The 24,462-nt window shown below is 63.8% G+C and carries 19 protein-coding genes; 6 read left to right on the plus strand and 13 right to left on the minus strand.

Translation table 11 applies throughout. The features are described from left to right. Positions 1-50: 50 nt before the first annotated feature. Positions 51-425: a hypothetical protein gene (locus ACQ4WY_RS13600; protein WP_353659039.1), complete on the plus strand. Its 375-nt coding sequence runs from the start codon at positions 51-53 to the stop codon at positions 423-425. Here ACQ4WY_RS13600 and ACQ4WY_RS13605 read toward each other — a convergent pair whose 3' ends face one another. Next, positions 426-3,464, minus strand: a complete 3,039-nt coding sequence (locus ACQ4WY_RS13605; RefSeq protein ID WP_436504582.1) for a sensor domain-containing diguanylate cyclase — start codon at positions 3,462-3,464, stop codon at positions 426-428. A 261-nt stretch (positions 3,465-3,725) separates the two neighbouring features. Between ACQ4WY_RS13605 and ACQ4WY_RS13610 the strand changes: the two genes are divergently transcribed. Further along, complete coding sequence (locus ACQ4WY_RS13610; protein WP_436504584.1) at positions 3,726-4,409, plus strand: helix-turn-helix domain-containing protein; 684 nt, start codon at positions 3,726-3,728, stop codon at positions 4,407-4,409. Here ACQ4WY_RS13610 and ACQ4WY_RS13615 read toward each other — a convergent pair. Then, positions 4,393-5,310 carry a sterol desaturase family protein gene (locus ACQ4WY_RS13615; RefSeq protein ID WP_436504586.1) on the minus strand — a complete coding sequence of 306 codons (918 nt, stop codon included), beginning with the start codon at positions 5,308-5,310 and terminating at the stop codon, positions 4,393-4,395. The two genes, ACQ4WY_RS13610 and ACQ4WY_RS13615, sit on opposite strands and share 17 nt — an antisense overlap. Before the next feature lie 89 nt (positions 5,311-5,399). Continuing rightward, positions 5,400-6,113 (minus strand): 7-cyano-7-deazaguanine synthase QueC, encoded by a 714-nt coding sequence (gene queC / locus ACQ4WY_RS13620; RefSeq protein WP_101483693.1) that lies wholly within the window; start codon positions 6,111-6,113, stop codon positions 5,400-5,402. 221 nt (positions 6,114-6,334) lie between these two features. Between queC and ACQ4WY_RS13625 the strand changes: the two genes are divergently transcribed. Beyond that, the gene (locus ACQ4WY_RS13625) at positions 6,335-8,254 is read left to right on the plus strand and encodes an autotransporter assembly complex protein TamA (protein WP_436504587.1); all 1,920 of its coding nucleotides are present in this window, start codon (positions 6,335-6,337) and stop codon (positions 8,252-8,254) included. Next, positions 8,254-12,687, plus strand: coding sequence for a translocation/assembly module TamB domain-containing protein (locus ACQ4WY_RS13630; protein ID WP_436504588.1), 4,434 nt, complete (start codon positions 8,254-8,256; stop codon positions 12,685-12,687). Before ACQ4WY_RS13625 ends, ACQ4WY_RS13630 begins: the two co-directional genes overlap by 1 nt. Positions 12,688-12,880: 193 nt before the next feature. Here ACQ4WY_RS13630 and ACQ4WY_RS13635 read toward each other — a convergent pair whose 3' ends face one another. Further along, the gene (locus tag ACQ4WY_RS13635; protein ID WP_099378551.1) at positions 12,881-13,120 is read right to left on the minus strand and encodes a hypothetical protein; all 240 of its coding nucleotides are present in this window, start codon (positions 13,118-13,120) and stop codon (positions 12,881-12,883) included. A gap of 24 nt (positions 13,121-13,144) precedes the next feature. After that, entirely contained in the window at positions 13,145-13,297 is a 153-nt protein-coding gene (locus ACQ4WY_RS13640; RefSeq protein WP_353659045.1) for a hypothetical protein, read from the minus strand. Positions 13,298-13,520: 223 nt separating this feature from the next. Here ACQ4WY_RS13640 and ACQ4WY_RS13645 point away from each other — a divergent pair, with 223 nt between their 5' ends. After that, positions 13,521-14,039, plus strand: a complete 519-nt coding sequence (locus ACQ4WY_RS13645; protein ID WP_436504589.1) for a CcdC protein domain-containing protein — start codon at positions 13,521-13,523, stop codon at positions 14,037-14,039. 9 nt (positions 14,040-14,048) lie between these two features. On the opposite strand, the gene ACQ4WY_RS13650 is transcribed toward ACQ4WY_RS13645, so the two are convergent. The 8 genes from ACQ4WY_RS13650 to ACQ4WY_RS13685 form a co-directional block, all read right to left on the minus strand. Continuing rightward, a complete protein-coding gene (locus ACQ4WY_RS13650; RefSeq protein WP_436504590.1) occupies positions 14,049-14,840 on the minus strand; it encodes a hypothetical protein in 792 nt (263 codons plus the stop codon). 105 nt (positions 14,841-14,945) lie between these two features. Beyond that, positions 14,946-15,524 carry a nucleotidyltransferase family protein gene (locus ACQ4WY_RS13655; protein WP_436504591.1) on the minus strand — a complete coding sequence of 193 codons (579 nt, stop codon included), beginning with the start codon at positions 15,522-15,524 and terminating at the stop codon, positions 14,946-14,948. A 4-nt stretch (positions 15,525-15,528) separates the two neighbouring features. After that, positions 15,529-16,533 carry a DUF4424 family protein gene (locus ACQ4WY_RS13660; RefSeq protein ID WP_436504592.1) on the minus strand — a complete coding sequence of 335 codons (1,005 nt, stop codon included), beginning with the start codon at positions 16,531-16,533 and terminating at the stop codon, positions 15,529-15,531. Continuing rightward, a complete protein-coding gene (locus ACQ4WY_RS13665) occupies positions 16,533-19,364 on the minus strand; it encodes an ATP-binding protein (protein WP_436504593.1) in 2,832 nt (943 codons plus the stop codon). Before ACQ4WY_RS13665 ends, ACQ4WY_RS13660 begins: the two co-directional genes overlap by 1 nt. 8 nt (positions 19,365-19,372) lie before the next feature. Beyond that, positions 19,373-20,095: a hypothetical protein gene (locus ACQ4WY_RS13670; RefSeq protein ID WP_436504594.1), complete on the minus strand. Its 723-nt coding sequence runs from the start codon at positions 20,093-20,095 to the stop codon at positions 19,373-19,375. Beyond that, positions 20,088-21,470, minus strand: a complete 1,383-nt coding sequence (locus ACQ4WY_RS13675) for a hypothetical protein (protein WP_034784354.1) — start codon at positions 21,468-21,470, stop codon at positions 20,088-20,090. The genes ACQ4WY_RS13670 and ACQ4WY_RS13675 overlap by 8 nt, the downstream gene beginning before the upstream one ends. Positions 21,471-21,682: 212 nt before the next feature. Then, entirely contained in the window at positions 21,683-22,447 is a 765-nt protein-coding gene (locus ACQ4WY_RS13680; RefSeq protein ID WP_436504595.1) for a DUF3108 domain-containing protein, read from the minus strand. Then, positions 22,444-23,577 carry a DUF3108 domain-containing protein gene (locus ACQ4WY_RS13685; protein WP_436504596.1) on the minus strand — a complete coding sequence of 378 codons (1,134 nt, stop codon included), beginning with the start codon at positions 23,575-23,577 and terminating at the stop codon, positions 22,444-22,446. The genes ACQ4WY_RS13680 and ACQ4WY_RS13685 overlap by 4 nt, the downstream gene beginning before the upstream one ends. A 149-nt stretch (positions 23,578-23,726) precedes the next feature. Here ACQ4WY_RS13685 and ACQ4WY_RS13690 point away from each other — a divergent pair, with 149 nt between their 5' ends. Beyond that, the gene (locus ACQ4WY_RS13690; protein ID WP_436504597.1) at positions 23,727-24,443 is read left to right on the plus strand and encodes a PhaM family polyhydroxyalkanoate granule multifunctional regulatory protein; all 717 of its coding nucleotides are present in this window, start codon (positions 23,727-23,729) and stop codon (positions 24,441-24,443) included. Positions 24,444-24,462: the final 19 nt, after the last annotated feature.

The following is a 24,462-nucleotide window of genomic DNA, read 5'->3' on the forward strand; positions in this document are numbered from 1 at the left end:
CCTACAGTGTGACCATGCAACACCCGATTCCCCACACACTGAGGCTTACCATGAAAAAATTGCTCACCTTCGTCCTCATCGTCATGCTCGCCTGCCTGTTTCTCGACAAGATAAGCGGCAGCGACATGCACATGCAGTTCAACGGCGACGATGTCGACGGTCCGCTGGAATGGTTGTTCGGCCTGGTGTTTGCCGGCGGCGGCTTGCTGATCGCCGCCATTGCGCTGGTGTGCGCCGCCGTCATCACGGGGGTCGTTCTGGCCGGCGTGGGCGTGGTGCTGATCGCCGTGGTGGCCTTGTGCGTGGTACTGGCGCTCGCCTTGAGCACACCCGTGCTGCTGCCGCTGCTGATACCCGTCGCCATCGTCTGGCTGATCGTCAGCCGCAACCGCAAGCAGGCGCAAGCGCGTCAGCACAGCCTGTAATCACTGCGCCATGAACTTGCTGAGCACGCCGTCGCTGCCGCCATCATTCTGTTCGATGCGGTTGCGCCCGCCCCGCTTGGCCCGGTACAGCGCCTCGTCGGCGCGCGCCAGCACGGCGTCGCAATCGGCATCCGTGCCGGCCATGGCGGCCATGCCGATACTCACCGTGATGGTAATCAAGATGCCACCATCGGTGGTCAGCGAACTTTCCGCCACGCGCCGGCGCAGCCGTTCGGCAAACACGGCCGCTGCCGCCAGGTCCGTGCCCGGCAGCAAGATGGCGAATTCCTCGCCGCCCACGCGGCCCGGCACGTCGACCTTGCGCAGCGCCTGGCACATCAACGCACCCAGGTGGCGCAACACGGTATCGCCCACCGCGTGACCATACTCGTCGTTGACGCGCTTGAAATGATCGATATCGAGCATCAGCACGGTGGCGCAACGGGCCAGCTCGCGCTGCAAGCGGGCATGCTCGTTTCCCAGCGCCGCCATGAAGTGACGCCGGTTTGGCAGGCCGGTGAGAAAATCGGTGGTGGCCAGCTGCAACAGTTCCGCGTTCATGCGCTTGCGCTCGGTGATATCGAACGAGGACACCATGACAAAGTCCAGGCTGTCGGCATGACCGGGCATGACCAGCAGGCTCAATTCATTTTGCCGCGCCGCGCCGTCGAGACGCACAAAGCTGCTTTCGCACTCGTACAGGTGCGCGCCGCCAGCCAGCGCCAGCAGCGCATCGCCGAAACAGGGCAAGGCGCTGTCGTCGAAATTCTGTGCCAGGCCCAGCGCGCCGCGGCGCTGGTCGTCCTCGTTGGCGCGCACCTGCGCCAGCGCGGCGCCGTTCGCATCGATGATGCGCACCAGCCCCGCCAGCTGCTGCAGCGCATCCGGATTGGCCTGGAAGTGGGTGCCCAGATCGCGCACGCCCGCTTGCTTGAGAGCATCGAGCGCGGCGCGCACGGCAGACCAGTCCTGTTCCCACAGGGCCACGGGCGCATGGTCGTACAGGCTGCGGAAACGCGCTTCGCCGGCGCGCAGGGCCAGTGCCACCTGCGCCTGTTCGATGGCCATGCCGGCCAGGTGCGCCGCCTCGCTCAGCCGTGCCAGATGCGCCGCGCCCGGTAGCGTAGGCTGGCGGTGATACGCCATCAGGACACCGAGCAGCTTGCCCGAGCCGCCACGCACGGGCTCGGCCCAGCACGATTGCAGCTGGGCCCGGCACGCCAGTTCCATGGTTTCCTGCGCATCGGCATGCAGGTCGCCGACGATCACGCGCAGGCCGTCGCGCACGGCTTGCGCGGCGATGCCATGCACGCCCTGCAGGGTGTCGAGGTCATGGCCATGGCTCGCCAGGTTGAAAAACGCGGGCAAGCTCGGCGCCGCGCCCAGCACCAGGCGGTGGCGGCTCTCATCGAGCAGCAAGATGCTGCACAGCATGGCAGGATGGTCGGCTTGTACACCCAACACCACGCTTTCCAGCACCCGTTCCAGCGGCGCGCCCGTGGCCAGCATTTCCAGCACTTGCCGCCGCGTGTGCTCGCGCCGTTCCATCTGGCTGCGCTCGCTGATATCGCGGAAGGTCCACAAGCGCGCCTGCTCATTGCCCAGCTGCATGCTGCGCACATACTGCTCGACCACCCGTCCATCGCGCAGGTGCAGCACGTCGCGCCGCTCGCGGTGGCCATGCGGCGCGTGGGCGCGTGCCCCAAGGAACGGCGCCGCCTGCTCCAGCTGGCTTTCCACATGGCGCACCAGCGCCGCGCCATCGGCTTGCCAGTCGAGCGCGTCTGGCACTTGCCACAGGTCGCGGAAGCGCCGGTTCGACATGAAGATGCGGCCATCGGTATTGTCGACCAGAATGCCGTCGATGGTCGAATCGAGGATGCTGCGCAGCATGGCCTGGCTGCGCTGCGCTGCTTCGGCCATCGCCAGCACGCTCGCCTGCCCCTGCTCCAGCTGGCCAGTCAGCTCGCTCGAGCGCGCCAGCGCCGCCCGCGCGCGGGCACGGCCCGCCGCCAGCAGCCAGGCTGCCAGCGCCAGCACGATGCTGGCCAGCAAACCGGTCCAGGCCACCAGGCGGGGCCGCGCCAGCAGTTCGCCATCGAAGCCCGGCATGGCGCGCACGTGCAAGGTCCAGGCATGGCCGGCGATGGTGATCGCTTGCTGCGACAGCCGGCTGTCCGAGGCGGCAGACGACAAGGCGCCCGGCAAGCTGTCATACATCAAGGCGGCCTCGGCCAGTTGCGCGCCATCATAGATTTCCAGATCCAGCTGGCGCGCGCCCTCGCCGCCCACGCCCGCCATCAGGTCGCCCATGCGAAATGGCGCGAAGACCCAGGCGCGCAAGGCGGCGCGCCGTTGCTCCACGCTGGCATGCGGCAAGCCATCGTCATACACAGGCAACACGACCAGGAAGCCATGCGCCTGGGTGCTGCCGCCATCTTGCACCAGGTGGATCTTGCCCGTCATGGCGGCCTGGCCCGTGTCGCGTGCCTGTTCAAGCGCGGCGCGGCGCACGGGTTCGGACCCGATGTCGTAGCCGAAGGCCAGCAGGTTGCTCTCGCTTAAAGGTTCCAGATAGGTGATGGGTGCATACCAGGCACGCTGGCCTTGCGGACGCACGGCATAGCCGGGATAGCCTTCCGCGCGCACGCCGGCCTCATGCCGTGCCAGGGCGGCGCCGGACAACAGCGGCAGGTAGCCGATGCCGTGTATGCCGGGAAAGTGGCGCTCCACCTGCTGCACCGCCAGATAGGCATGGAATTCGCGGCGCGTGACTTCCTGCGAACTGGCATACAGCCCCTGCACCCCGTGCAGCACCTGGATGTAGGTTTGCATGCGGCCGACGATGTTGTTGACCAGTTCGCGCACGCGGAAATCGAAATCGGCCTGCACCTGCTGTTCGCTGGCGTCGTGGGCATTGCGCCAGGCGCCGTACGTCAGTCCCAGGCACAGCGCCAGCACCAGCGCGGCCAACACGCGCGGTCCCACCCAGTGCGACACTGGCCAAGCAAACCACGACGAAGACGCGCGTGTAGGCATGACGGGCTGACAGGCAGAACGGATTTCAAACCACTATACGGCCAGCAACATGGCTGGCAGCGGGCTGCACGACGACCATCGGTAATCGCTGAGAATGATAGTACGTTACAGCGGGCGCCCTTGCAATGCTGAATATTGTATTAAAAAGATCACATATTTCGTGATTGCAATGATGCGTGCCCCAGGAAAATTCGATGCCGTGAAAACCATCCCCTCCCGCTGGTATGATCGTCCACGCAATCCATCATCAAGGAGTCGCGTTTGCAGCAGGATAGCTGGCAGGGAACACTATGGCTGGCGCCGGACTTTGCCATCTTGCATGGCGCAGCGGGCGCCACAGACAGCCACGCCCATTATGCGCAGCAGCTGATGCTGAGCACCGGTGCGCCCTTCACGGCCGAGCTCGACGGCATCGTCCATACGGCGCGGCATTTGCTGGTCGACAGCCTGCGCCCGCACGCCATCCTGAGCGCGCCTGCGCCCCTGCTGACCATCTATGCGGAACCGCAGCGACTGGGCGGCGCGGCCCTGCTGGCAGCGGCCGGCAGCGCAGGTACACCCAGCCTCGACAGCCTGTCCGCCGCGCTGCAGGCGCAGCCACGCGAGCATTTGCCCGATCCCCGCCTGCGGCGGGCGCTGGACAAGGTCGACGCGCTGTTGTCAGGCAAGGTCAGCGCAACCGCCGTGGCCGAGGCGGCGCATTTGTCGCTGAGCCAGCTGGAACGCCTGTTCAGCGCCCAGCTGGGCCTGCCCGTGCGGCGCCTGGTGCTGTGGCGCCGCTTGCGCCTGGCCATCCGTTTCATCTTGCTCGGCAGCACACTGACGGAGGCGGCCCACGGCGCCGGCTTTGCCGATGCCGCGCATTTTTCACGCACCATGCGCAGCCTGTTCGGCGTGCGCGCCGACCGCAGCTTGCGCCAGCTCGACGTCAAGCTGCTCGATTGAGTTTTCGATGCAGCGCCTGCTTCAAGCCGGCCGGCAGCTCGGGCGCGCGCACGCCCTCTTCCGCGCGGAACGGTTCGATCAATTGCGCTCCATAAGCGAGCGGGTAATCGGGACGGCTGCCGATGCCCAGGTCGTCGCCCCGCATGCGATAGCCGGGCGCGTCGAAGGCGGTGCCCAGCAGGCGATCCCAGCACGTAAAGAACAGGCCGAAATTCACGTCGCCGGCCGTGCCGTATTTCATGTGGTGAAAACGATGCAGGGGCGCCCAGGCAAACACGTGGCGCAGCGGGCCCATGCGCATGTCGACATTCGCGTGCTGCAGCAAGAGCTGGATCGCCACGGCAAACGCCAGCACGGCCATGACGGTTTCCGGTATGCCCAGCAGCAGCAAGGGCAGCATGCCGCCCGCCGCTTCCAGCAGCAAGTGCAAGGGGTGTTTCATCCAGCCATTAAAACCGTACAGGCGCTGCACGCTGTGGTGCACGGCGTGCAGTTTCCACAGGAAATAATAGCGGTGGCTCAGGCAATGCACGAGCGTGATGCCGCAATCGGCGATGACGATCGCCAGCAGCAACTGCCCCCAGAACGGCAGCTGGACCGGCCAGAACGGGCCCAGCGCCAGGTGTCCGGCCAGCAAGGGAAAAGCCGCCAGGCCCAGCAGGTACAGCGCTTCATTGACGAGCGCATGCAGGCTGTCGCGCCAGCCGTCGCCGTGATCGTGGTTCCATGCGCCGTCATACGGCAGATAGCGTTCGGCAAGAAAAGAAGTGAGCAGGGCCAGCAGCAGCAAGGGCGGCAAGAGCCAGAGGGAATGTTGGCGAACCGCAATTAACCAGCCGGCGGCGCCGATGAAGCCGGCCCAGAACACGGGGCCGTACAGCGCGGCAAAGAGGGATTTCATGGCAAGGCGCTCCTGTGGCAAAAACCACAGCATGGCTTGCACTCCTGCCGCGCCGCTTGAAGAAACGGCGCAACTTAGTTACAACTTGCTTACTTCAGGGCCTTGCGCGCCGCGTATTGCTGGTAGCCATTGGCGCGCAGGGCGCAGGCGGGGCAAGTGCCGCAGCCATAGCCCCAGTCGTGCAGCTCGCCCCGCTCGCCCAGATAGCAGGTGTGCGTGCCGCTGCGGATCAGGTCGACCAGCGGCTGGCCGCCCAGGTCTTCCGCCAGGTCCCAGCTTTGCGCCTTGTCCAGCCACATCAGCGGCGTTTCCAGTTTCAAACGCGTATTCATGCCCAGGTTGAGGGCCACTTGCAGGGCCTTCATCGTGTCATCGCGGCAATCCGGGTAGCCGGAAAAATCCGTTTCGCACATGCCGCCGACCAGCACCGTCAAGCCGCGGCGATACGCCACGGTAGCGGCCACCGTCATGAACAGCAAGTTGCGTCCAGGAACAAAGGTGTTCGGCAAGCCGTTTTCCTGCATGACGATCTCGACGTTCTGCGTCATGGCCGTATCGGAAATGGCGGAAATCAAGGACAGGTCTATCATGTGATCCTGACCCAGGCGGCTGTCCCACTCGGGCGACTGCTGGCGCATCTGTTCCAGTACGCCGGGACGCACGGTCAGTTCGATCGCATGGCGCTGGCCGTAATCAAAGCCGATGGTTTCGACGCGGCTATAGTGTTTCAAGGCCCAGGCCAGGCAGGTGGTGGAATCTTGTCCACCGCTAAAGAGCACCAGTGCGGAGTCCGTTGCTAGCATAATTTCTTTCCTTCAGTTTTATTCTGTCCAATAGTGCGCGGGGAAACATGATTCCCTGTGCAAAAAATACTTATTCGTCCGCCATCAGTTTACCTATTCCGGTAACATGCAGTCAGCATTTACTCATCTGGAGCACCATGTTTTCTGCACGACCCATACGGCATACGGCTGCCGGCAAGGCGATACGACCACGAATTTTGGCACAAGTAGTGACAAAAGTAATGGGTCAACTGACACTGGCGGCCGCTGGCAGTGTCATCTTGATATGCCCGATCGCCCAGGCCAGCGCGCAGGAAGCGACGCAAGAGCGCACACAAGAGCTCCCGCAAGACGCCGCTGCAGACAGCCCCGTCAGCAGGGAAGCGGCGCCCGCCCCGTTGCAGTACGAGGTCAAGGTCAACGCGCCCGGCGACCTTGATGAGTTGCTCGAAAAAAACCTGGACCTGGAACGCTTCCGCGGCAACCCGCGCATGGATCGCGAGCAATTGCAGCGCCTCGTGCGCGATACGCCCGAGCAAGCCAAAAACCTCGTCGCCACGGCCGGCTATTACACGCCCGTCGTCACGGTGCGCGTCGATACGACGGGCGCCAAACCCGTCGTCATCGTCGACCTCGATCCGGGCCAGCCGGTCACCATCGACAAGGTCGAGCTGGAATTGCGCGGCTTCGACCCCACGCCGCCGCTGTCCGCCAGCGAACCCTACGATACGGAAGCCCTGAAGCGCAGCTGGTCCCTGAAGACGGGCAGCGTGTTTCGCCAGTCCGACTGGGAATCGGCCAAGCGCGCCCTGCTGCGCGAAGTGGTGCAGACGCGCTACCCGCGCGCCCAGCTGGTCGATACGCAAGCCGTGGTCGATCCGGAAACGCACAAGGTCTCCTTGCTGGTGGTGCTCGACAGCGGGCCCGAGCTGCGCTTTGGCGAACTGCGCATCGAAGGCCTGAAACGCTACGATGCCAGCATCATCCGCAACCTCGACAAGATACGCCCGGGCGAATACTACAGCGAATCGGCGCTGCAATCGTTCCAGGCGCGCCTGCAGGACACGGGCTATTTTGCCAGCGTGGAGGTGAGCGCCGACATGAGCAGCATCCTCAGCGAGCAGATCGAGGCGGGCCAGGAAAGCCAGCAAGCCGATGCCGCCGGCGCCGCGCCCGAAGCCAAGCCCGTCAACCGCGGCCCCGCGCCGCTGCTGCCGCTGGTCGTGCGCGTGACGGAAAACAAGCAGCAGAACGTCAGCGCCGGTCTCGGTTTCAGTACGAATACGGGGAATCGCGCGCAGCTCAACTATGACAACCTGAATGTATGGGGCACGCGCTTCAAGAGCGCGATCACCATGGAAACGAAGAAACAGGCGGCGCACGCCAATTTTTACTTTCCAACGACCGAGCGCGGCTACAACGACAGCGCGGGCGCCTCGTTCGAGCGCAGCGACATTTCCAATGAAATCACGGCCGTCACCACCATTTCGGCCAAGCGCAACTGGGGCGGCACCAACCTCGAGCGCAGCCTGACGTTCGAGTTCCTCAGCGAAGACAAGACCGTCGTCGGCCTGGAACAGACGCGCAGCAAGAGCTTGCCGCTGACCTATGCCATCACCAAGCGCAGCCTCGACAGCCTGCTGTTTCCCACCAAGGGCTATGTCATCAACGCCCAGGTGGGCGGCGCCCTGCTGCCCGTGCTGACGGACGAGCGCTTCGTGCGCGTGGCCGGCAAGGCCGTGTATTACCGTCCGCTCGGTGAAAAAGGCGAGCTGATCGTGCGCGGCGAAATGGGCGCACTGGGTTCGAAGGAAAAACGCGGCGTGCCAGCCGTCTACCTGTTCCGCGCAGGCGGCGACCAGTCGGTGCGCGGCTATGCCTACCAGGAACTGGGCGTCAAAGAGGGCGACGCCACCGTCGGCGGGCGCTACATGGCCACCGCCAGCGCCGAATACCAGTACTGGTTCAAGCCGAAGTGGGCCATCGCCGCCTTCTATGACGCCGGTAACGCGGCCGATACCGTCAAGGCGCTGACGCCGAAATCGGGCTATGGCCTGGGCGGGCGCTACAAGAGCCCCGTCGGTCCCATCAATGTCGACGTGGCGTATGGCCACGCCGTCCACGCCTACCGTTTGCACTTCTCTCTGGGATTCACTTTCTGATGTCCGACATGATTACCGAGGCGCCCGACGCCGTCCCTCCACCGCCGGCAAAAAAACCGCGCCGCTGGTTGCGCTACCTCCTGATCGCCGTCGCCAGCCTGGCCGTGCTGCTGGGCGGCGCCTTCTGGTTCCTGGGCCGCGAATCGACCTTGCAGATGCTGGTGCAAAAAGTGGCCAGCGCCAGCGGCGGCGAGATCGCCGTCACGGGCGTGTCCGGCTCGCTGTACAACCGAATGCACCTGGGCCACGTCAGCTACCGCAGCAAGACGCAGCACATCACGGCCGACAACATCGACATCAACTGGTCGCCGTTCCAATTCTTCTCGGAAGGCATCGCGATCAGCGAACTGCACGTGGCCAGCCTGTCCGTGGAAAGCACGGCGCCCTCCGAGGAACCATCAACGATGCCGGCCAGCCTGGCTTCACCGTTCAAGATCGGCATCAGCGACGCGCGCCTGGACAAGGTGACCTTGGTGAGCGCGGGCGGCAACACGGTATTTGAAAAGATCCATTTCACCTTGTCGGGCGACCAGACGCAATGGCAGCTGGAAGACGCTTCGGCCTTGACGCCGTTCGGCAAGGCCACGGCCAGCGCGACGATTGCCGCCACGCAACCGTTCAAACTGTCAGGCAAGGCCGGCTTGACGCAGCTCAATGCCGCCGCTGGTGAAAAACCTGCCTCCCTTGCGCTGCAACTGGGCGGCGACCTGAATGTGCTGAATGTAACGGCCAAGGGTAACGCGGGCGCGGCCACGGCCGACGCCCAGTTGGCGCTGGCGCCGTTCGACCCCGTCATCATCCTGCGCTCGGCCAGCATCCGTGGCCGCAACATCAATCCGGGCAAGTTTGACGCCACCTTGCCGCAGGCGGACCTGAGCCTGGAACTCGACGCCGCCATCGACACGCGTCCCACGGCGCAGACCGTATCGGGCAAGCTGGCCATCCTCAACCACGCCACGCCCGGCCCCATCGACCAGCAAAAGCTGCCGCTGCGCCAGTTCGAAGCGCGCCTGGGCGGCACCCTGACGGCCACGACTTTAGAGTCGGCCATCATCGACTTCGGCAACGCGGGCAAGTTCACGGGTAGCGGCAAGCTCAACCGCGACGCGGCCGACGCTCCCATCGGCAATGCGCAGCTGACCTTGCACACGGACAAGATCGACTTGCAGCACATGTACAGCAGCATCAACAGCACGAAGATCGTCGGCGACATCGTGCTCGACAGCGACGGCAAGACGCAAACCCTGCGCGCCAAGCTGGGCGAAGCCAAGCTGCGCCTGGACGTGGAAGCCACCCTGGCCGACTCGCTCGTGCAACTGCGCAAGGCAACCTTGCAAGCAGGTAAAAGCAGCGTCAACGCGACGGGCCAGATCAGCCTGAAAGACGAGCAGCCTTTCAAGGCCGTGGCCAGCACCAGCCGCTTGAACCCGGCCGACTTCGGCGCCTTCCCCGTGGCCGACCTGAACCTCGACGTGCGCGCCAACGGTCATGTGGCGCCGACATGGCTGGCGAATGCGGACTTCACCGTGCGCCCAAGCAAGCTGCTCGACCAGCCCCTGTCCGGCAAGGGCAAGCTGACGGCCGATGCGGCCCATTTCAACGGCATCGACGTGCAGTTGACGTTGGGCAAGAACAATCTCACGGCCAAGGGCAACTTTGGCGGCGCCGGCGAAAAACTCAACTGGAACGTCGATGCGCGCCAGCTCTCCGCCCTGCAGGGCGACTTGCTGGGCGCCGTGCAAGCCAGCGGCGTGGTGCAGGGCACCCTGCAGCAGCCGCGCACGAGCTTTATTGCCGATGCAAAAGGATTGGGCCTCACCAGCGGCAAGCGTCCCGCGCCGGACAGCGCCATCCACGCCAGCGGCGACGTGGGCTTGACGGGGCCGAAGAAGGAAGCGGAATTGAAAATGACGGGTTCCTTGCAAAAGATCAACCCGGCCGCGTTTGGCGCATCACTACCCAACGGCAACGTGAATGCAGACTTCAACGGCAGCGGCCGCCTGACCAGCGACTGGCAAGTGGCTCTCAACCTGGGCTTGCGCGAATCGACCTTGCAAAACGCCCCGCTGGCCGGCTACGCCAAGCTGTCGGCCAACGCGAAACGGGTCGACAGCGTCGATGCGGAACTGCGCCTGGGGCCGAACAGCCTGCTGGCCAAGGGCGCGCTGGGCGGCGCCACCGACAAGCTGACGTGGAAACTCGACGCGCCGCAACTGTCGACCCTGGGTCCCCGCTTTGCCGGCGTGCTGCAGGCAGCCGGCTCCGTCAGCGGCAAGATGGACGCGCCCGCCGCGCAACTGACGCTCGACGGCCGTGACCTGACCTTCTTTGGCGACCAGCAACTGAAGTCCATCAAGGGCAGCGCCAGCGTGGGCGCCGGCCAGGGCGCGCTCGACCCCATGGTCAGCAGCCTGGACATCACGGGCTACAGCACGCCCACCTTCAAGCTGGGCAGCGCCCGCCTGGCCACGACGGGCACGCGCGGCAGCCATACGGTGAATCTGGCGGCGCGCAATGACGATTTCGACGCCACCGTGCAAATCCGCGGCAACCAGAGCGGCGCCAGCTGGACAGGCACGATCGACAGCCTGCAAAACAAGGGCCGCTATGCACTGGTGCTGCAGGCGCCCGTGCCCGTGAAAGTGGCGGGCCCGGCCGGCAGCGGCGTGGCGGGCCTCGGCCAGCCGGAACAGATCAGCGTGGGTAACACGGCCATCAAATTGCCAGCAGGCAGCATCACCATGCAAAGCCTGGTCAAGAACGGCCCCCGCTGGACCAGTTCCGGCCAGGCGGCCGGCGTGGCGCTGACCTACCTGGCGCAAGTGATCCCGTCGCTGCAAGCCAATGCGCGCAGCGACCTGACCCTGGGCGCGCAATGGTCGCTCGACATGCAGGTGCCGACGGCGCAACAGAAGGATCCCAAAGCCCCCTCTTTGGCCGGCATGCTGCACATCTACCGCGAAAAAGGCGACGTGACGGTGGGCGTGGAACAGCCGCTGGCACTGGGCTTGCGCACCCTCGATGCGCGCATCGACGTGGCCAACCAGCAGCTGCGCCTGGCCGTAAAACTCGATGGCGCGCGTGCGGGCCAGAGCGACATCAATGCCACCGTGCAAATGTTGGGCGGACGCATCAGCAACGACAGCGCCCTCTCGCTGACGGCCACCACCAACGTCGATTCGCTGGCCTGGCTGGCGCCGCTGACGGGCCAGCCAGGCCTGGAGCTGGGCGGCGCCCTGAAAATCGCGCTGGCCGGCAGCGGCACCATCGGCGCGCCGCAATTGAATGGCGACATCAATGGCAGCAAGCTGCTGGTGAACTGGGCCGACCAGGGCTTGAAGTTGCGCAATGGCGTGCTGCAAGCCAAGCTGGCCGGCGATCAATTGCAATTGCAGCGCCTGAGCTTTGACGGCGGCGACGGCAAGGTGCAGGCAGATGGCTGGGTACGCTTTGCGAATGGTGAGGCGAGCCTGGAACTGAAACTGCTGGCCGACCGCCTGCAGGCGCTGTCGCGTCCAGACCGCACCTTGATCCTGTCGGGCAACAGCACCCTGGTGCGCAACGACAAGCGTTTCAGCTTCGAGGGCAAGTTCAAGGCCAACCGCGCGCTGATCGAGCTGGCGCCGCAGGATACCCCGACGCAAAGCAGCGACGTGGTGGTGCTGGGCAAGGAAGTCAAGGGCAGCAAGGAGGCGCCCTCCTTGCCCTTGAATATCGACCTCGAGTTCGACCTGGGCAATGCCTTCCACCTGCGCGGCATGGGCATCGATGCGGACCTGGCGGGCAATGTGCGCGCTAGAGTCATCAACCGCGCCGCGCCGCGCGTGACGGGCAGTATCAGGGTCGTCAACGGCTTGTATGCGGCATATGGGCAGAAGCTGTCGATCGAGCGGGGCCTGATCGCCTTCACGGGCGCCTACGACAACCCGTCCCTGAACATCCTGGCCGTGCGCAAGCGTCCCGAAGGCGAAGCCTTGTCGGAAACGAACGTGGAAGCGGGCGTGGAAGTGCGCGGCACGGCGCAGGCGCCGACAGCCAAGCTGGTGTCCACGCCGAGCGTGTCGGACAGCGACAAGCTGGCCTGGCTGATCCTGGGCCACGGCGCGGAAACGGCGGCCGGCGATGAAATGGCCCTCTTGACAACGGCGGCCGGCGCCCTCTTCGGCGGCTCCGGCGGCGGCTTGCAAGGCAAGCTGGCCAGTTCGCTGGGACTCGATGAAGTGGGACTGTCGCAGGCGCAAGGACTGGAAAGCACGGTCGTCACCGTCGGCAAGCGCCTGTCCTCGCGCGCCTACCTGACGTTCGAGCAAGGCACGAGCACGGCGACGAGCCTGGTCAAGCTGCGCTACAAGCTGAACCGCCGCATCACCCTGCAATTCCAGACGGGCACGAACAATGCCCTGGACGTGTTGTACACCTGGGCGTTTGATTGACCCAACGCCGTCAAAACCTACTGCGCGTCGTGATTTGCGGCCTGCGATGCTCACTGTGCTAAAGCACAGCTGCGCTTCTCTGCCACAACTCACTGCCGCTCGCTACGGTTTTTTTTGGACGTTGGTTTTAGAATGCAACAAAACACAAAGGGCGCCTCGGCGCCCTTTTCTTTGCTCTGCCTCAAAGGCAATCTTACTCAGCCACGTCGAGGCCCCGCTCGATCATGCCTTCGACATATGCGCGCAAATATTGTTCCAGCGCGGGGCCGGACAGCACGTTGGCCGTCAGCGCGCCGTGCGGCGAGCCTTTCAGCACGCCGTCGTGGTACACGCGCGCAATCCAGGCCACGTCCGTGCCCTGGGTGTAATCGAGTTCATAGTCGAACGATTCTCCGCTGACTTTGCGTGTGTAGACTTCCTTGACAATTGCCATCTAAAACAGCCTTTCTTGACGAGATTAACTGGGATGCGGGTGCGGCACGGGATCGTCCTGCGGTACCGGATGCTCGGGCCCCGGGTGGTGCCCGGGCGCTTCTTGCGGCTCCGGCGCCGGCATGGGTTCATCGACAGGCGCCGGGTCGGGCGCGCGGTGGGCATGGATGACTGACATGGCTGACCTCCGTGCAGACAAAGGAAGACCATACCACGAGATGCCCGCCGCCTGTCTACATTTGCCTGCCGGCCGGACATCCGCGACCGGCGGCATGGCGTGACAAGGCATAGTGCTTGCATGCCATGCAAATGTCAATATGCAACTTTTACCGTTTGACAAGCATCGCCGCCCGTCCCCATCTGGCTTACAATCGCTGTTTTACCCGTACCCGATTGCATACATGGAAACCACCACCCTCGCCCTGCTGTTCCTGGTCCCGCTGCTGGTCTGGCGCATTTATTCGCGCCTGAAGAAACTGGTGGCGCGCCAGAAATCGCAGCTGTGGCGGCACTGGACCGTGGCGATCGCCTTACCCGTGCTGCTGCTGTTCCTGGCAACGACGACGAAATTCGACATCCTGCCCCTGTCCAGCCTGGGCGCAGCTGCGCTGGCCGGTGGCTGGCTGGGCGTGCTGGGCTTGAAACTGACACGCTTCGAACAGGTCGGCAAGGATTTCTTCTTTACCCAGCACCGCTATCTGGGCCTGGCCATCACGATGCTGTTCATCGCCCGATTGCTGTACCGCGGCATGGAAATCTACCTGAACACGCGCCTGGACGTGCCCGTGCCGCCGCCGCCATTCGGCCAGAGCCCGCTGACCATGGCTGCCTACGGCCTCGTCATCGGCTACTACGCCGTGTATGCGTGGGGCCTGGTGCGCTGGCGCCAGCGCAACAAGCCACTGCAGGCGCCCGAGTAAGTCATCCCGTCAGTAGTACTGGCACAGGCCTTCACAGCTCGTCACCGCCAGCGCCTGACGTATCGTCGCCAGCGCCGGCGCCAGGGCGGGATCGAGGTCCTTGTCCGCATCAGCCATGCTAGTCAGCAGACGCTCGCGCAAGGGCGGCGCCATCAGATTGGCATTCGCCGTGGCGTGCTGCGCGGCCGCTTCCAGCATCCGTTTCTTTTGCGCCACGTTCCAGAACGGCACTTGCGCGAACTGCACCACGCCAGTGTAAACAACGCCCGTATTCTTGCTGAACGCGCGTGCGCGCAGACGCTCTGACCCGCTCACTGCGGACGCCGGCTGGGCACTGAATTCCTGCTCCATCAGCCCAATCAAATGGCCATGGCAATGCATGCTGAAAGCAAACAACGTGCTCATTTCATCGCCATAATTGGCCAGGTTCTGCGTCACTTGTTCCTTGCGCGCCTGCTGCAGCTGCGCGCTGGACAGCGGCAAGGGCCATGCGAGGCCAAACGTATAGTATGTTTTTCCCAAACGCATGGCCTTTTCGCAGACGGCCACGCTCTGGTTCACGTCTTGCAGCGCAGCAACGGGCGTCTGGAACAGGCGCGGGCCGTCGGCGATGTGGGCAAACAGCTGCGCCACGACAGGGTCGCGCAGGCGCGGCAAGCCGCTTTGTGGCGTCGCCTTGGCCATCAGCGCTTCCAGCTGGTCGCTGGCTTGCTGGAAATCGGTATAACTATCGGCCCAGGCGGCGGGCGCCACGAGGGCGGAGGAAAGGCAGAACAGGCGGCCGAGGCGGCGCAACGGCATGGAAATCGACAGGGACATTGGATCAGAAGAACACTATTGGATAATTGGCAATTATAACAATCTGTATCCACAGTGCATTTAATTGTGTTTTACACCATCACTTGCCTAGGCAATGATGGTGACGCGCGGCCAGCGTGCCGCATAGTCCTTGCTGGCCAGGCGCTGCGCATAGCCGTCCAGGCTGATACGCGCCGGGTTGCGCCGCACTACCATGTCGAACAAGTCATCGAGGCCATGCGGTGCGACGATGCCAATCTCGCCATCCGGCTGCAGATAGATGCCGACGGCCGTGGCAAACTCGGGCCAGGAAGCGATGGCGTCATTGAGCGACAACAAGGGCGGCACGGCGTAGCCGAACTCATCTTCGAACCACAGGTGTACCCGGGCCTGGTTGCATACGTCCCACGGCACGCCGGGCAGCAAAGTTGCCAGGCGCTGGCGCAGTTCCACCTCGCGCCCGGGTTGCAAGTTGTGCGCATCGAAATACGCCACATCGACGTCGCCCAGCGCCGATGGTTGCGCGTAACCGTGCAAGGCGTCCCACACGAGGATGCGCACGGCGCCGGCGCCGATGCAGCAGTCAGACAGACCCAGCTGCGCCACGGCGTGCAGGGCCTGCATGCACCACGGCGTGGCGCTGGCGATCGCGCGCAGGCGCGCGGCCAGTGCTTCCTGCGTACTCATGCAGCTATGGCCGGATCTGCGGCGCCACGCCGTCGTGGCTAACCGTGCCTTCGACATTGCCGAAGTACACGTCCAGGTCTTGCTTCGGATGGAAGTTGCGCAGCTTGACTTGCAAGGTGGTGGGGTTGATTTTGGTAAACGTGCCGGGGAAGCACAGGCTGACCAGCTCGTCCGACTTGCCCTTGATCAGGTTCAAGGTGAAGTCTTCGATGCCATTCTTCCAGGTGTTACCCGTCGTCAAAATGTACGACACCCACACGGCATTGACGAAGCCGCTTTCGCCCTGCTGGGCCGCCAGGCGGTTCCACGTCTTGTAGAAGGCCTTGTCGCCGCAGTATTTCTTTTCAAATGTATTGCCTTCGCCCAGGTAGGACGCGCCCGGACCGGCCGCGACGAACGGCGCATATTGATGGCGCACGCGCACGACTTTGCCGGCAGGGAATTTTTGCTGCCACAGGTAGATGACTTTCACGGTCCAGGCCGGCACCCATTCCTCGTCGTACAACTGGGCCAGCAAGCCCTCCTTGATCATGATCTTGCTCTGCGCGGCCGTCAACGGCGCCACTTTCTTGTCGAATGGCGTGTGCGAGGGAAAATACGCAATTTGCGCATCGGACAAGCCCAGCTGGCGCAAGCGGGCCGTCACGTCTTCGGCGTCAAGCTTGGCGACGAAGGTGGTTTTATAGTCCTTGCGCTTGCCATCCACGTCGACAGTAAACTGCTGCGGCTGGCCATAATACGTGGGCGAGCCGTGGTAGCCGGCCGCGTATTCCGGCAAGGGGAAGAAGATCGTCTCTTCCACATCCGTTTTCGACTCGTTGAGGAACTCGTACTCGACCTTGATCAATTCCGCGCTCACGCTGAGCACTTCCTTTTTCATGGCCACGGCATCCGTCTTGCCGAACAGGATGCCGCCCGTGCTCACGGAACCGATGCCATCGTTGGCCACGGCCGGCGCCGAACACGCCAGCGCCAGCGCGGCAACTGCCAGCAAGGTGCGTACGCGCATCACGCCACCTTGCCCGAAACGGGATCGACCCGGCGCTGCAGCACGAAAATCGGTTGCGCCCATTGGGTATCCTTTTTCTTCTTGCTGGTGATCAAAGTCAGCTCCGATGGATCGTAGACATCCGTGTTGTGCGTCAACGGCGTCGTCATCAGGTATTGCGCTTCCGTATTTTTCAGGAACTCGCCGACCAACTGGATGTTGCGGATGTCGAGGTGGGCAAACGGTTCGTCGATGAAAACGAAGCCGCCGGAACCGTCTTCCGATTTCAGCAAGCCGATCAGCAGCACCAGCGACTTCATGACCTGCTGGCCGCCCGACGCTTCGCCATCGTTCATGCCGATGACGCCCTTGCCGTCGAACTTGAAGCGCACGTGCAAGCCCGCCTGCGACAGCTGCACATCGTCGTTTTCCAGGCGCACGGGATCGGCGTGCACTTCGATGCCGGCCAGCTCGCCCAGCTCCTTGATGTTCTTGCTGTAAGTCTTGATGGTGTAGCGCAAGCGTTCCATGTAGGCGCCACGGGCATTGCCCGTCGCTTCGATGGCGCGGTTGTTCTGGTAGCGGCGCTCGTCCGTTTCCGACTGGCGGCCATGCAGCTGGTCCGACAGGCGGTGATGCTGGTCGATGACGGTGGCGTCGAGTTCCCAGTCGTCGCGCGCCAGGCTGTTTTGCAGGCTGGCCACGCGCAAGTCGACCTGGTGCGCATTCTGATGCTCGGCGACAAGCGCCGCGCGTCGACCCGGCCTGCGCCAGCTTTTCGGCAGATGGCGCCACGCATGGCGCAAGGCCAGCAAGGCGCGTGCGTGCTCGGCGCGCTGTTCAATCTGTTTCTTGTAGCCCAGGCGCGAACCGGCTTCCGCTTCCGACAAAGCCAGGCGCGCGTTTTGCCACACCGTATCGGCACGCGTACGCGCCACGGTGGCGTTCTTGGTGAGATTTTGCAGCTCGCCCAGACGCCCACCCACTTCCAGGCGCTCTTCCTTGAGCGGCTTCGAGTTGCGCAGCGCTTCGGCGAATTCTTCCTGGCGCGCACTGAGTTCCTTGGCCGCGTCAACGCCGGCGATGCGCGCTTTTAAGGCGCCCACTTCGGCCGCCAGTTTCGAGATCGCCAGGGTGAGCGTGTCTTCCTGCCCTTCCAGGCCCGGCAGCGAGCGCAACAGCGCTTCCAGGCGGCCGCTGCGGCCAGCCTGGCCGAAGCGGTAGCGCGAGGCTTCCACGAACAGGGAGCGTCCGCCGCGGCGTTCGCGGTGGTACGCCTCGGGCGTGATCCACTCTTCGTGGTTGCCCAGCTTGAAGCCCGCTTCGACGGAATCGACCCGCGCAATGCGCGACAATTGCTCGATCAGCCAGCTTGGCACAGGCGCAGAAAATTTCACCACCGCCAGCAAGCTCTCGTCTTTCGCCACTGGCGCCGTGACCAGGTCGGGCACGATAAAGTGGCGGTAGCGTTCCTTTTCCGCCAAACGGTAGGCGGCCGACGCATCCTTGGCCTTGTCCAGCAGGACGACCGAAGCGTAACCGCCCAGCACGCCTTCGACGGCGCCCTGCCAGCGGCTGTCCGTCACTTCGACGATGTCCGACAGCATCGCGTGGCTGATCCCCGCATCGCGCAGCGCGCGGCGCATGCCGCGCACATTGTCCGGCTCCGGCATGGCCGTCTTGCCTTGCAGCGCGGCAATGGTGGCCTGCTCACCCGCGATGCGGGCGGACAAGGCGTCGCGCTGCTGGCGTTGGCGCAGCAATTCCGCTTCCTTCTGTTCCAGCTGGGCCGCCACTTCGGCGATGTCGCTGCCCGAGTCGGCTGCCAGCTTGTGCAAACGGTCCTTCTGTTCCAGCAGGCTGTCCAGCGGTTTCAGTTTGGCATTGATCAGCGATAGGCGACTCTGCAGACCAATGGATTCCTGCTCCAGCAAGGTCTCGTTCATCTGCGCGTCGGACAGGGCTTTCGCTTGCGCGGCCAGCGCATTGCGCTTGTCCGTCAGCTGCTGGTCCGCCTGCGCCATCGGTTTGCGCGCATCGCGCAATTGCCGGCTGGCCGTGGCCGCCTTTTCGCGTGCCTCGTGGTACTGCAGGCTGGGCAGTACTTCTTCCAACAGGTTGCGGCGTTCCTTGTGCAGACCTTCCCACTGGTGGTAATTGGCCACGCGCAGGCGCAAGCCTTCCAGGTTGGTTTTCGACGCCTCGAGTTCCGTCTCGAAGCGTTTCAGCTCCACTTCCGTATCGCGCTGGTGGCGCTTGGCTTCGTCATAGGCGTCCAGCACTTCCTTGTCGCCAAACACCTGGAACACCAGGTCGAGCAGCTGGCGCGGTGCGTATTCGCACAATTTGTCCGTCTCGCCCTGCTCCAGCGCCAGCACTTTCGACATGGCGGGCGACAGGCCCGCATTGGCCAGGCGCTTGCGGTAGTTTTCCACGCCCAGCCAATCGTTGGCATCCGTGATGTCCTCGATCTGCACATTGCCCGGACGCATCAGATACTGGCGCTTCCAGTCGCCGCCGTTCTTCTGGATCTGGCAGAACAGGGTCACTTCATCGTCGCTGAAGAAGCCGGAACTGCGGAATGGGCGGTTCGACAGCTGCTTGCCCACGTTCTTGTTGTCGACCACGGCGCGCAGCCAGGCTGTCTGCTGGCCCGAGTGGCGCGCATAGTGTTTATACGTGCGGCCCATCGAGCAGTCGAGGCCGAACAGGGTGCGCAAGGCGTCGAGCAAGGTGGTCTTGCCCGAACCGTTCTGTCCCGCGATGGTGATGATCTTCGCGTCGAGCGGAATATTCTTGATGCGCTGCCAGTAATCCCAGTGCACCAGTTCAAGTGATTTGATATGAAACATGGGCGCTTTCAGTGAGGGAGGTCGGACGCGGGCTCGTCGCCCGCGTCAGGCAGGTCGCCGATGTCGGCGGACAGGTCGGCATCGAGGTCGACGGCCACCAGGCGCGCCGGCGCACGCTTGAACACGTCGGCCAGGGCGCCATTGATGATGCGCTCTTTCAAAACGTCCGTGTCCATCATCAGGTCCAGCAGCGGGCCTTCCAGGATGAAATCGCCGCGCCGCTCGATGAAGCCCAGCTTGGCCAGGGTGCCCAGATTCATGTCCATGCGCGTCTTCTTGCCCAGCTTGTCGCCGAAGTCGGACAGCAGCGCCTTGTAGGAAATGCCGATCGATGCGTCTTCCGCGCGCGGCAGCGGCTTTTCCGTGCCAAACATATCGTTCTGGTCATCGTCCGCGTGCTGGTGCGTTTCCTGGCGTTCGCGCTTGGGCAGGATGATCTGCGCCCACAGCACCACCAGCAAGGCCACGCCATCGCGCGCCAGGCCGAAATTGTTGTTTTGCCAGACGTCGCGCGCGCCGAAGATCTTCGGCTCGATGGTGCGCGTCAGGGCCAGGGTGACATGGTCGGCGTACACGTTGTCGAGCAGCTTCAAGCCGCAGGCCAGCAGGCGCGCATCGATTTCGGCGCGGAACAGCTCGTCGGACAGCACGCGCTTGACGAGCTTGTCGTCGCGGCGCAGGGTTTGATGCGTGAGCAGGCGCGCAATCAGGATTTGGGAATCGTCATTCATCGGCTGTGCCGCTATCTAAATCAAGTGAAACATTCAGTGAAAGCGAGGCGATCGACATGGCCGCCACGTGGGGGTCGGTCAGTTGGACCATCTCGTCGGTCGGTGTAAAGGTAATCGGCAAACGGGCCAGTTCGGCCGTTGATCCCTGCAAGCTCGCTTCGGACACATCGCCCAGCAGCGGCAGCATCGAGGCGCGGTACGAGGCCACGGCAAAGCTGGCCGGCAGCAGGGAATCCTGCACCGGCACGCTCTTCGGCCCCTCTTCGCCAATGCTGGGGAAATTGCCCAGGCTGGCGAAGTTCGACAGGCGTTCGAGCAAGTCATCGAGTTCAAGCTGCATGGCGGGACCGTCGCTGATGGTGGTGGGCGCGTCCTCTCCGCTGGGCAGGCCCGTGTTGATGACGCCTGCCGCCCGTTCGGACAGCAGTTCCGTTTCGGCCACGTCGATCATTTCGGCCGGGGTGGAGAACAGGGGTACGACAGGCTGGTCGATGGCGCCCTCGGCCAGGCTGGCCAGGTCGTCATGCAGCAAGAGCCAGCGCTTGATGTCGGTGGTCGACAGGCCCGACTGCCCCAGGTGCACGCGCTGGCGCTCGATCTGGTTCAGGGCGCGCGAGAACATGCCTTGCATGTTGAGTAACTTGCTTTGCGCGCGGCCAATCGCCTGCGCCGCCTTGTGCGTGGCACTGTCCGCGTTTTCATCGGAAGTGATGGCCACCAGAATCTCGGAACCCTTCTCTACCCAGTCGCACGCCATGTTCCACTTCGCTTGCGCCGTGCGCAAACGGAATTCGGAACCGGAAGCGATGGCGTCGGAGAATTCTTCCGTCAAGTCCACCAGGCGGCCCAGCAAATGCTGCAATTGCTCGACCGACACGCCGCCCACGGCTTGTGCGCCCGCCACCTGCGACAGCAGGAAACCCATTTCCGCTTCGTCTTCCGTCTGGCCCAGGCCCAGCAAGCTGTCGATGGCGGACAGCACATTGCGCGCCATCGGCGTGACGCGGTACACGCCCTGCTGCGCATCCCAGGCCAGCAACTGGTTCGAGCGCAGGCGCAGCAAGACCGTTTCCAGGCTTTCCGGTAACAGATACGCCAGTTTCGTATTGATATCGGCGCGCGTATAGGCGGACGTGGCCGCATCGGACGCCAGCTCGCGCAACACCAGCAGACGCACCAGCACGCCATCGAAACCGCCGTGGAACAGGGCTGTAAACACCTGCAGCAGGGGCTGCGCCCGCTTCAAGTGAAAAACCTGCTCGATCTCGTCGGCCGAAATATTGGGCTGGAAATGCGCCTGCAAGGAATCGTGATGCTCTTGCTCTGTCTGATTTGCATCCGTAGCCACGGCTGCACTTGCCATTATATCAATCATTCTTTTCCGGATGAGTGTTCAGCGGGCAGCGCAGCGGGCTAACGCGGCGCTGCGGGGCGGGGGCGTCAGTATATCAGTTCTGACATGCAATTTAGCGCGTGGGAGGGGGAGGTGCGGACACGGCGCAACACGACCGGCGCGCCGTGCCGGGCCAGGATGACGAAATGGGGGACCAAACACGGCATGCCTGCCCCTGAAGCATTAGTGAATACTTACTTCTTGACGATCTTCTGCAAGGTTTGCTCGACATAATCACCATCTTCATCGGCGAACGTCACCTTCACGGGATACCATTCCAGCGACGGCGCCAGCCACAGGTCCACTTGCTGGCCCTTCTTGTCCGGCGGCGGCGCCTTGACCAGGTGCAAGGCCTCCACCAAACCCTGGCCGGTGGCGACGGTCTCCTGCTTGAGGACCTTGAAGGTCCACGGTTCGGCATCGTGGCGGCCGGCAACGAAGAAACTCCATTCCGAGCCGGGCGTGAATTTCTCGGGCGTGGCGCGCGCCACGCTGACCAGTTGCCAGACGGTGCTGTTGCGGTCTTGCTCGCCGCCTTTCAGCGGATAGCTGTCATCGCCTTCACTGAAGACGATGGTCTTGCTGTCGCGCTTGAACGTGGTCGTGGCCGCTTCCTTGCGGAAACGCTTTTCCACGAATTGTGCTGGCGCCAGGCCGTAATCGTCGACCATGCCTTCGCTGCGCTGCTCGAGGATCTTGCCGAACAGGGCTGCCTTGGTTTCAGCCAGCAGCGAATACTTGCCGTCGCCGGCGCGCCAGTTGCTGACCGATTCTCCGGACAGCGCAATGCCGCGCTGTTTGGCCTTGATCGAATAGACGAGGTCTGCCGATGGCGCCAGCTTGTATGGGCGTTTGATGACGGGATGGTCCACGGGCTCGTCTGCCGCCATGGCGGGCGTCAGGGTGGCAGCCAGCAGGCTGGCAGCCAGGACGCGTTTCAAAGTAGTCAAAGTAGTCATTTATTTTCCTGTGATGTCGGTGCAGCATTTACGGATATCTTGGTCACGGTTTGCGTGGTCAGCGCCCCGTTCGCTTCGGTATTGCGTATTTGTACCGGATACCATTGCATGGACGGCGCCAGCCAGATATCAAGCTGCGACGAATACGTGCCGGGCTTCGGCGGCCGGCGCAAATGCCAGGTCACCAGGCGCCCCATTTTGGTATCCAATTCTTCCTCGCCCACCAGCTGGAAGCGGAATACGGTCGCTTCCTTTTCCTCGCCGACGAGAATGTCGATATTGCCCGCCAGCTGGTTGACGTCGGCGCGGCCGATGGCGGCCAGCTGGAACGGCACGGTGGCCTTGTCTTGCGCCCCTTCCTGCCATGGCACCGTGGCCGTCGTGGCTGAAAACGTGATGGCCTTGGCGTCGCGGTTGAAATGCGTGGCCGTTTGCGCGCGGCCCTTGCGCTTCTCCGTGGCCGTGACGGGTACGATACCGCTGCCATCGATCACGCCCTCGCTGTTCAGCACCAGCAGGTTGATACGCGTGATCAGCATGCTCAAGCCCACTTCCAGCTTCAGCTGATACGTGTCGCCCCGGTTTTCCCACGCCATCGCGGCCACGCCCTGCCACTTGGTGCCGTCCGCATCGCGCCGGTCCACATGCAAGTCGAACTGGGCCGAGGCGGGCGCATTCGTCTTGTAGTGCCGCGCCTGCTCGACGGGCGGTGGTGGCGGCGCTGCGCTGGCCGGCGCGGGCGCAGCTGCCACGGCCGGCGCCGGCGCCGTGATGGCCGGGGCAGCCACCGGGGCCGGTTCGGAGGTGGCCGGGCCTTCCGGCACGTCGCTGGCAGGCGCCGTCAACTGGGGCGTTTCGCTCGAGGCCAGTTCCGTCGGCGGCGGCGGTGGCGGCGGCCTGGGTTTGGGCATGGGGAGCTCGGGCGGCGGCGGAGGCGGCACCACTGGCAGCGGCCTGGGCGGCTCGGCGATCAACGCCATGCTGACCATCTGCGCATGATCCTGCCCCAGCGGCACCATGCTGGCACGCGAGGTGAGCCATTCCAGCGCGCCGTAATGCAGTGCGCCTATGACCGCGACAAAGATGACGGTACGGCGGCGCGGGTGCGAAAAGAAGGAGTCAGGCATCATAGGCCGTAGTGTAACGCCTCCGCCCCGCTTCCCGCTTCTTGCCTGTGCTCAACTCTTAATGTTTTATGTAAGAAAATGTTGGCGGCATTGCGTCAGTTGCAAGCCGATATCTGCTACGCTAAGCCTATCCATCTACCAGGAGATTTCGCATGGCAAACCCGCAAATGCCCCAAATGCCGGGCGCAGCAGTTGTGACCGATACGCTCGACTTCGTCAAAAACCTGTGGGGCAGCATGAGCGTGCCCGGCATGGGCATGCCTGGCATCACGGCGCCCACCATGTCGGTGGAAGAGCTGGACAAAAAAATCAGCGACTTGAAAGCCGTCGAAGCCTGGCTGAACCTCAATATCAGCATGCTGCGCGGCAGTATCCAGGCGCTGGAAGTGCAGCGCGGCACCATCGCCACCCTGAAATCGATGGGTGCGTCACTGGCGGCGGCCATCACGCAACCGGGCGCCAGCGAGAAAACCGTGTTTGAATCGGTGCCCTACGCTTCCGCGTTTTTCCAACAAGCCGCACCTGCGGCGCCAGCGCCTGCACCGAAACCGGCACCTGCACCTGCACCGGAACCCGCCGCAGCGGCGCCCAGCGATGCCGACAGCCAGGCGGCAGCCCAGCTGGCCAATCCAAGTGCCTGGTGGAATTTGTTACAAGATCAGTTCAAGCAGGCCGTATCGACGGCCATGTCGCCCGACGCCGGCAGTGCGGCAGGGGCCAACTTTGGCAGCGTGAGCAAAACCAAGCCAGCGGCCAGCAAGCCCGCCAAACCTGCCGAGGCAGGCACGGCAGCCAAGGCCAAGGCCCCGCTGCGCAAGGCACCCGCGAAACGCGCAGCGCCCAAGGCTAAAGCACCAGGCAAGGCCTGATGTTTCAAGCCGGCAATAT

The organism is Janthinobacterium salmonicoloratum, from assembly GCF_051380845.1.
Classification (GTDB): Bacteria; Pseudomonadota; Gammaproteobacteria; order Burkholderiales; family Burkholderiaceae_D; genus Janthinobacterium; species Janthinobacterium lividum_F.

Excerpts from the sequence above, each read along its gene's own strand:
- ACQ4WY_RS13600 (WP_353659039.1), top strand. The coding sequence starts at position 51 with ATGAAAAAATTGCTCACCTTCGTCCTCATCGTCATGCTCGCCTGCCTG.
- ACQ4WY_RS13605 (WP_436504582.1), bottom strand. The coding sequence starts at position 3,464 with ATGCCTACACGCGCGTCTTCGTCGTGGTTTGCTTGGCCAGTGTCGCAC.
- ACQ4WY_RS13615 (WP_436504586.1), bottom strand. The coding sequence starts at position 5,310 with ATGAAATCCCTCTTTGCCGCGCTGTACGGCCCCGTGTTCTGGGCCGGC.
- queC (WP_101483693.1), bottom strand. The coding sequence starts at position 6,113 with ATGCTAGCAACGGACTCCGCACTGGTGCTCTTTAGCGGTGGACAAGAT.
- ACQ4WY_RS13625 (WP_436504587.1), top strand. The coding sequence starts at position 6,335 with ATGGGTCAACTGACACTGGCGGCCGCTGGCAGTGTCATCTTGATATGC.
- ACQ4WY_RS13630 (WP_436504588.1), top strand. The coding sequence starts at position 8,254 with ATGTCCGACATGATTACCGAGGCGCCCGACGCCGTCCCTCCACCGCCG.
- ACQ4WY_RS13635 (WP_099378551.1), bottom strand. The coding sequence starts at position 13,120 with ATGGCAATTGTCAAGGAAGTCTACACACGCAAAGTCAGCGGAGAATCG.
- ACQ4WY_RS13640 (WP_353659045.1), bottom strand. The coding sequence starts at position 13,297 with ATGTCAGTCATCCATGCCCACCGCGCGCCCGACCCGGCGCCTGTCGAT.
- ACQ4WY_RS13645 (WP_436504589.1), top strand. The coding sequence starts at position 13,521 with ATGGAAACCACCACCCTCGCCCTGCTGTTCCTGGTCCCGCTGCTGGTC.
- ACQ4WY_RS13650 (WP_436504590.1), bottom strand. The coding sequence starts at position 14,840 with ATGCCGTTGCGCCGCCTCGGCCGCCTGTTCTGCCTTTCCTCCGCCCTC.
- ACQ4WY_RS13655 (WP_436504591.1), bottom strand. The coding sequence starts at position 15,524 with ATGAGTACGCAGGAAGCACTGGCCGCGCGCCTGCGCGCGATCGCCAGC.
- ACQ4WY_RS13660 (WP_436504592.1), bottom strand. The coding sequence starts at position 16,533 with ATGCGCGTACGCACCTTGCTGGCAGTTGCCGCGCTGGCGCTGGCGTGT.
- ACQ4WY_RS13665 (WP_436504593.1), bottom strand. The coding sequence starts at position 19,364 with ATGTTTCATATCAAATCACTTGAACTGGTGCACTGGGATTACTGGCAG.
- ACQ4WY_RS13670 (WP_436504594.1), bottom strand. The coding sequence starts at position 20,095 with ATGAATGACGATTCCCAAATCCTGATTGCGCGCCTGCTCACGCATCAA.
- ACQ4WY_RS13675 (WP_034784354.1), bottom strand. The coding sequence starts at position 21,470 with ATGATTGATATAATGGCAAGTGCAGCCGTGGCTACGGATGCAAATCAG.
- ACQ4WY_RS13680 (WP_436504595.1), bottom strand. The coding sequence starts at position 22,447 with ATGACTACTTTGACTACTTTGAAACGCGTCCTGGCTGCCAGCCTGCTG.
- ACQ4WY_RS13685 (WP_436504596.1), bottom strand. The coding sequence starts at position 23,577 with ATGATGCCTGACTCCTTCTTTTCGCACCCGCGCCGCCGTACCGTCATC.
- ACQ4WY_RS13690 (WP_436504597.1), top strand. The coding sequence starts at position 23,727 with ATGGCAAACCCGCAAATGCCCCAAATGCCGGGCGCAGCAGTTGTGACC.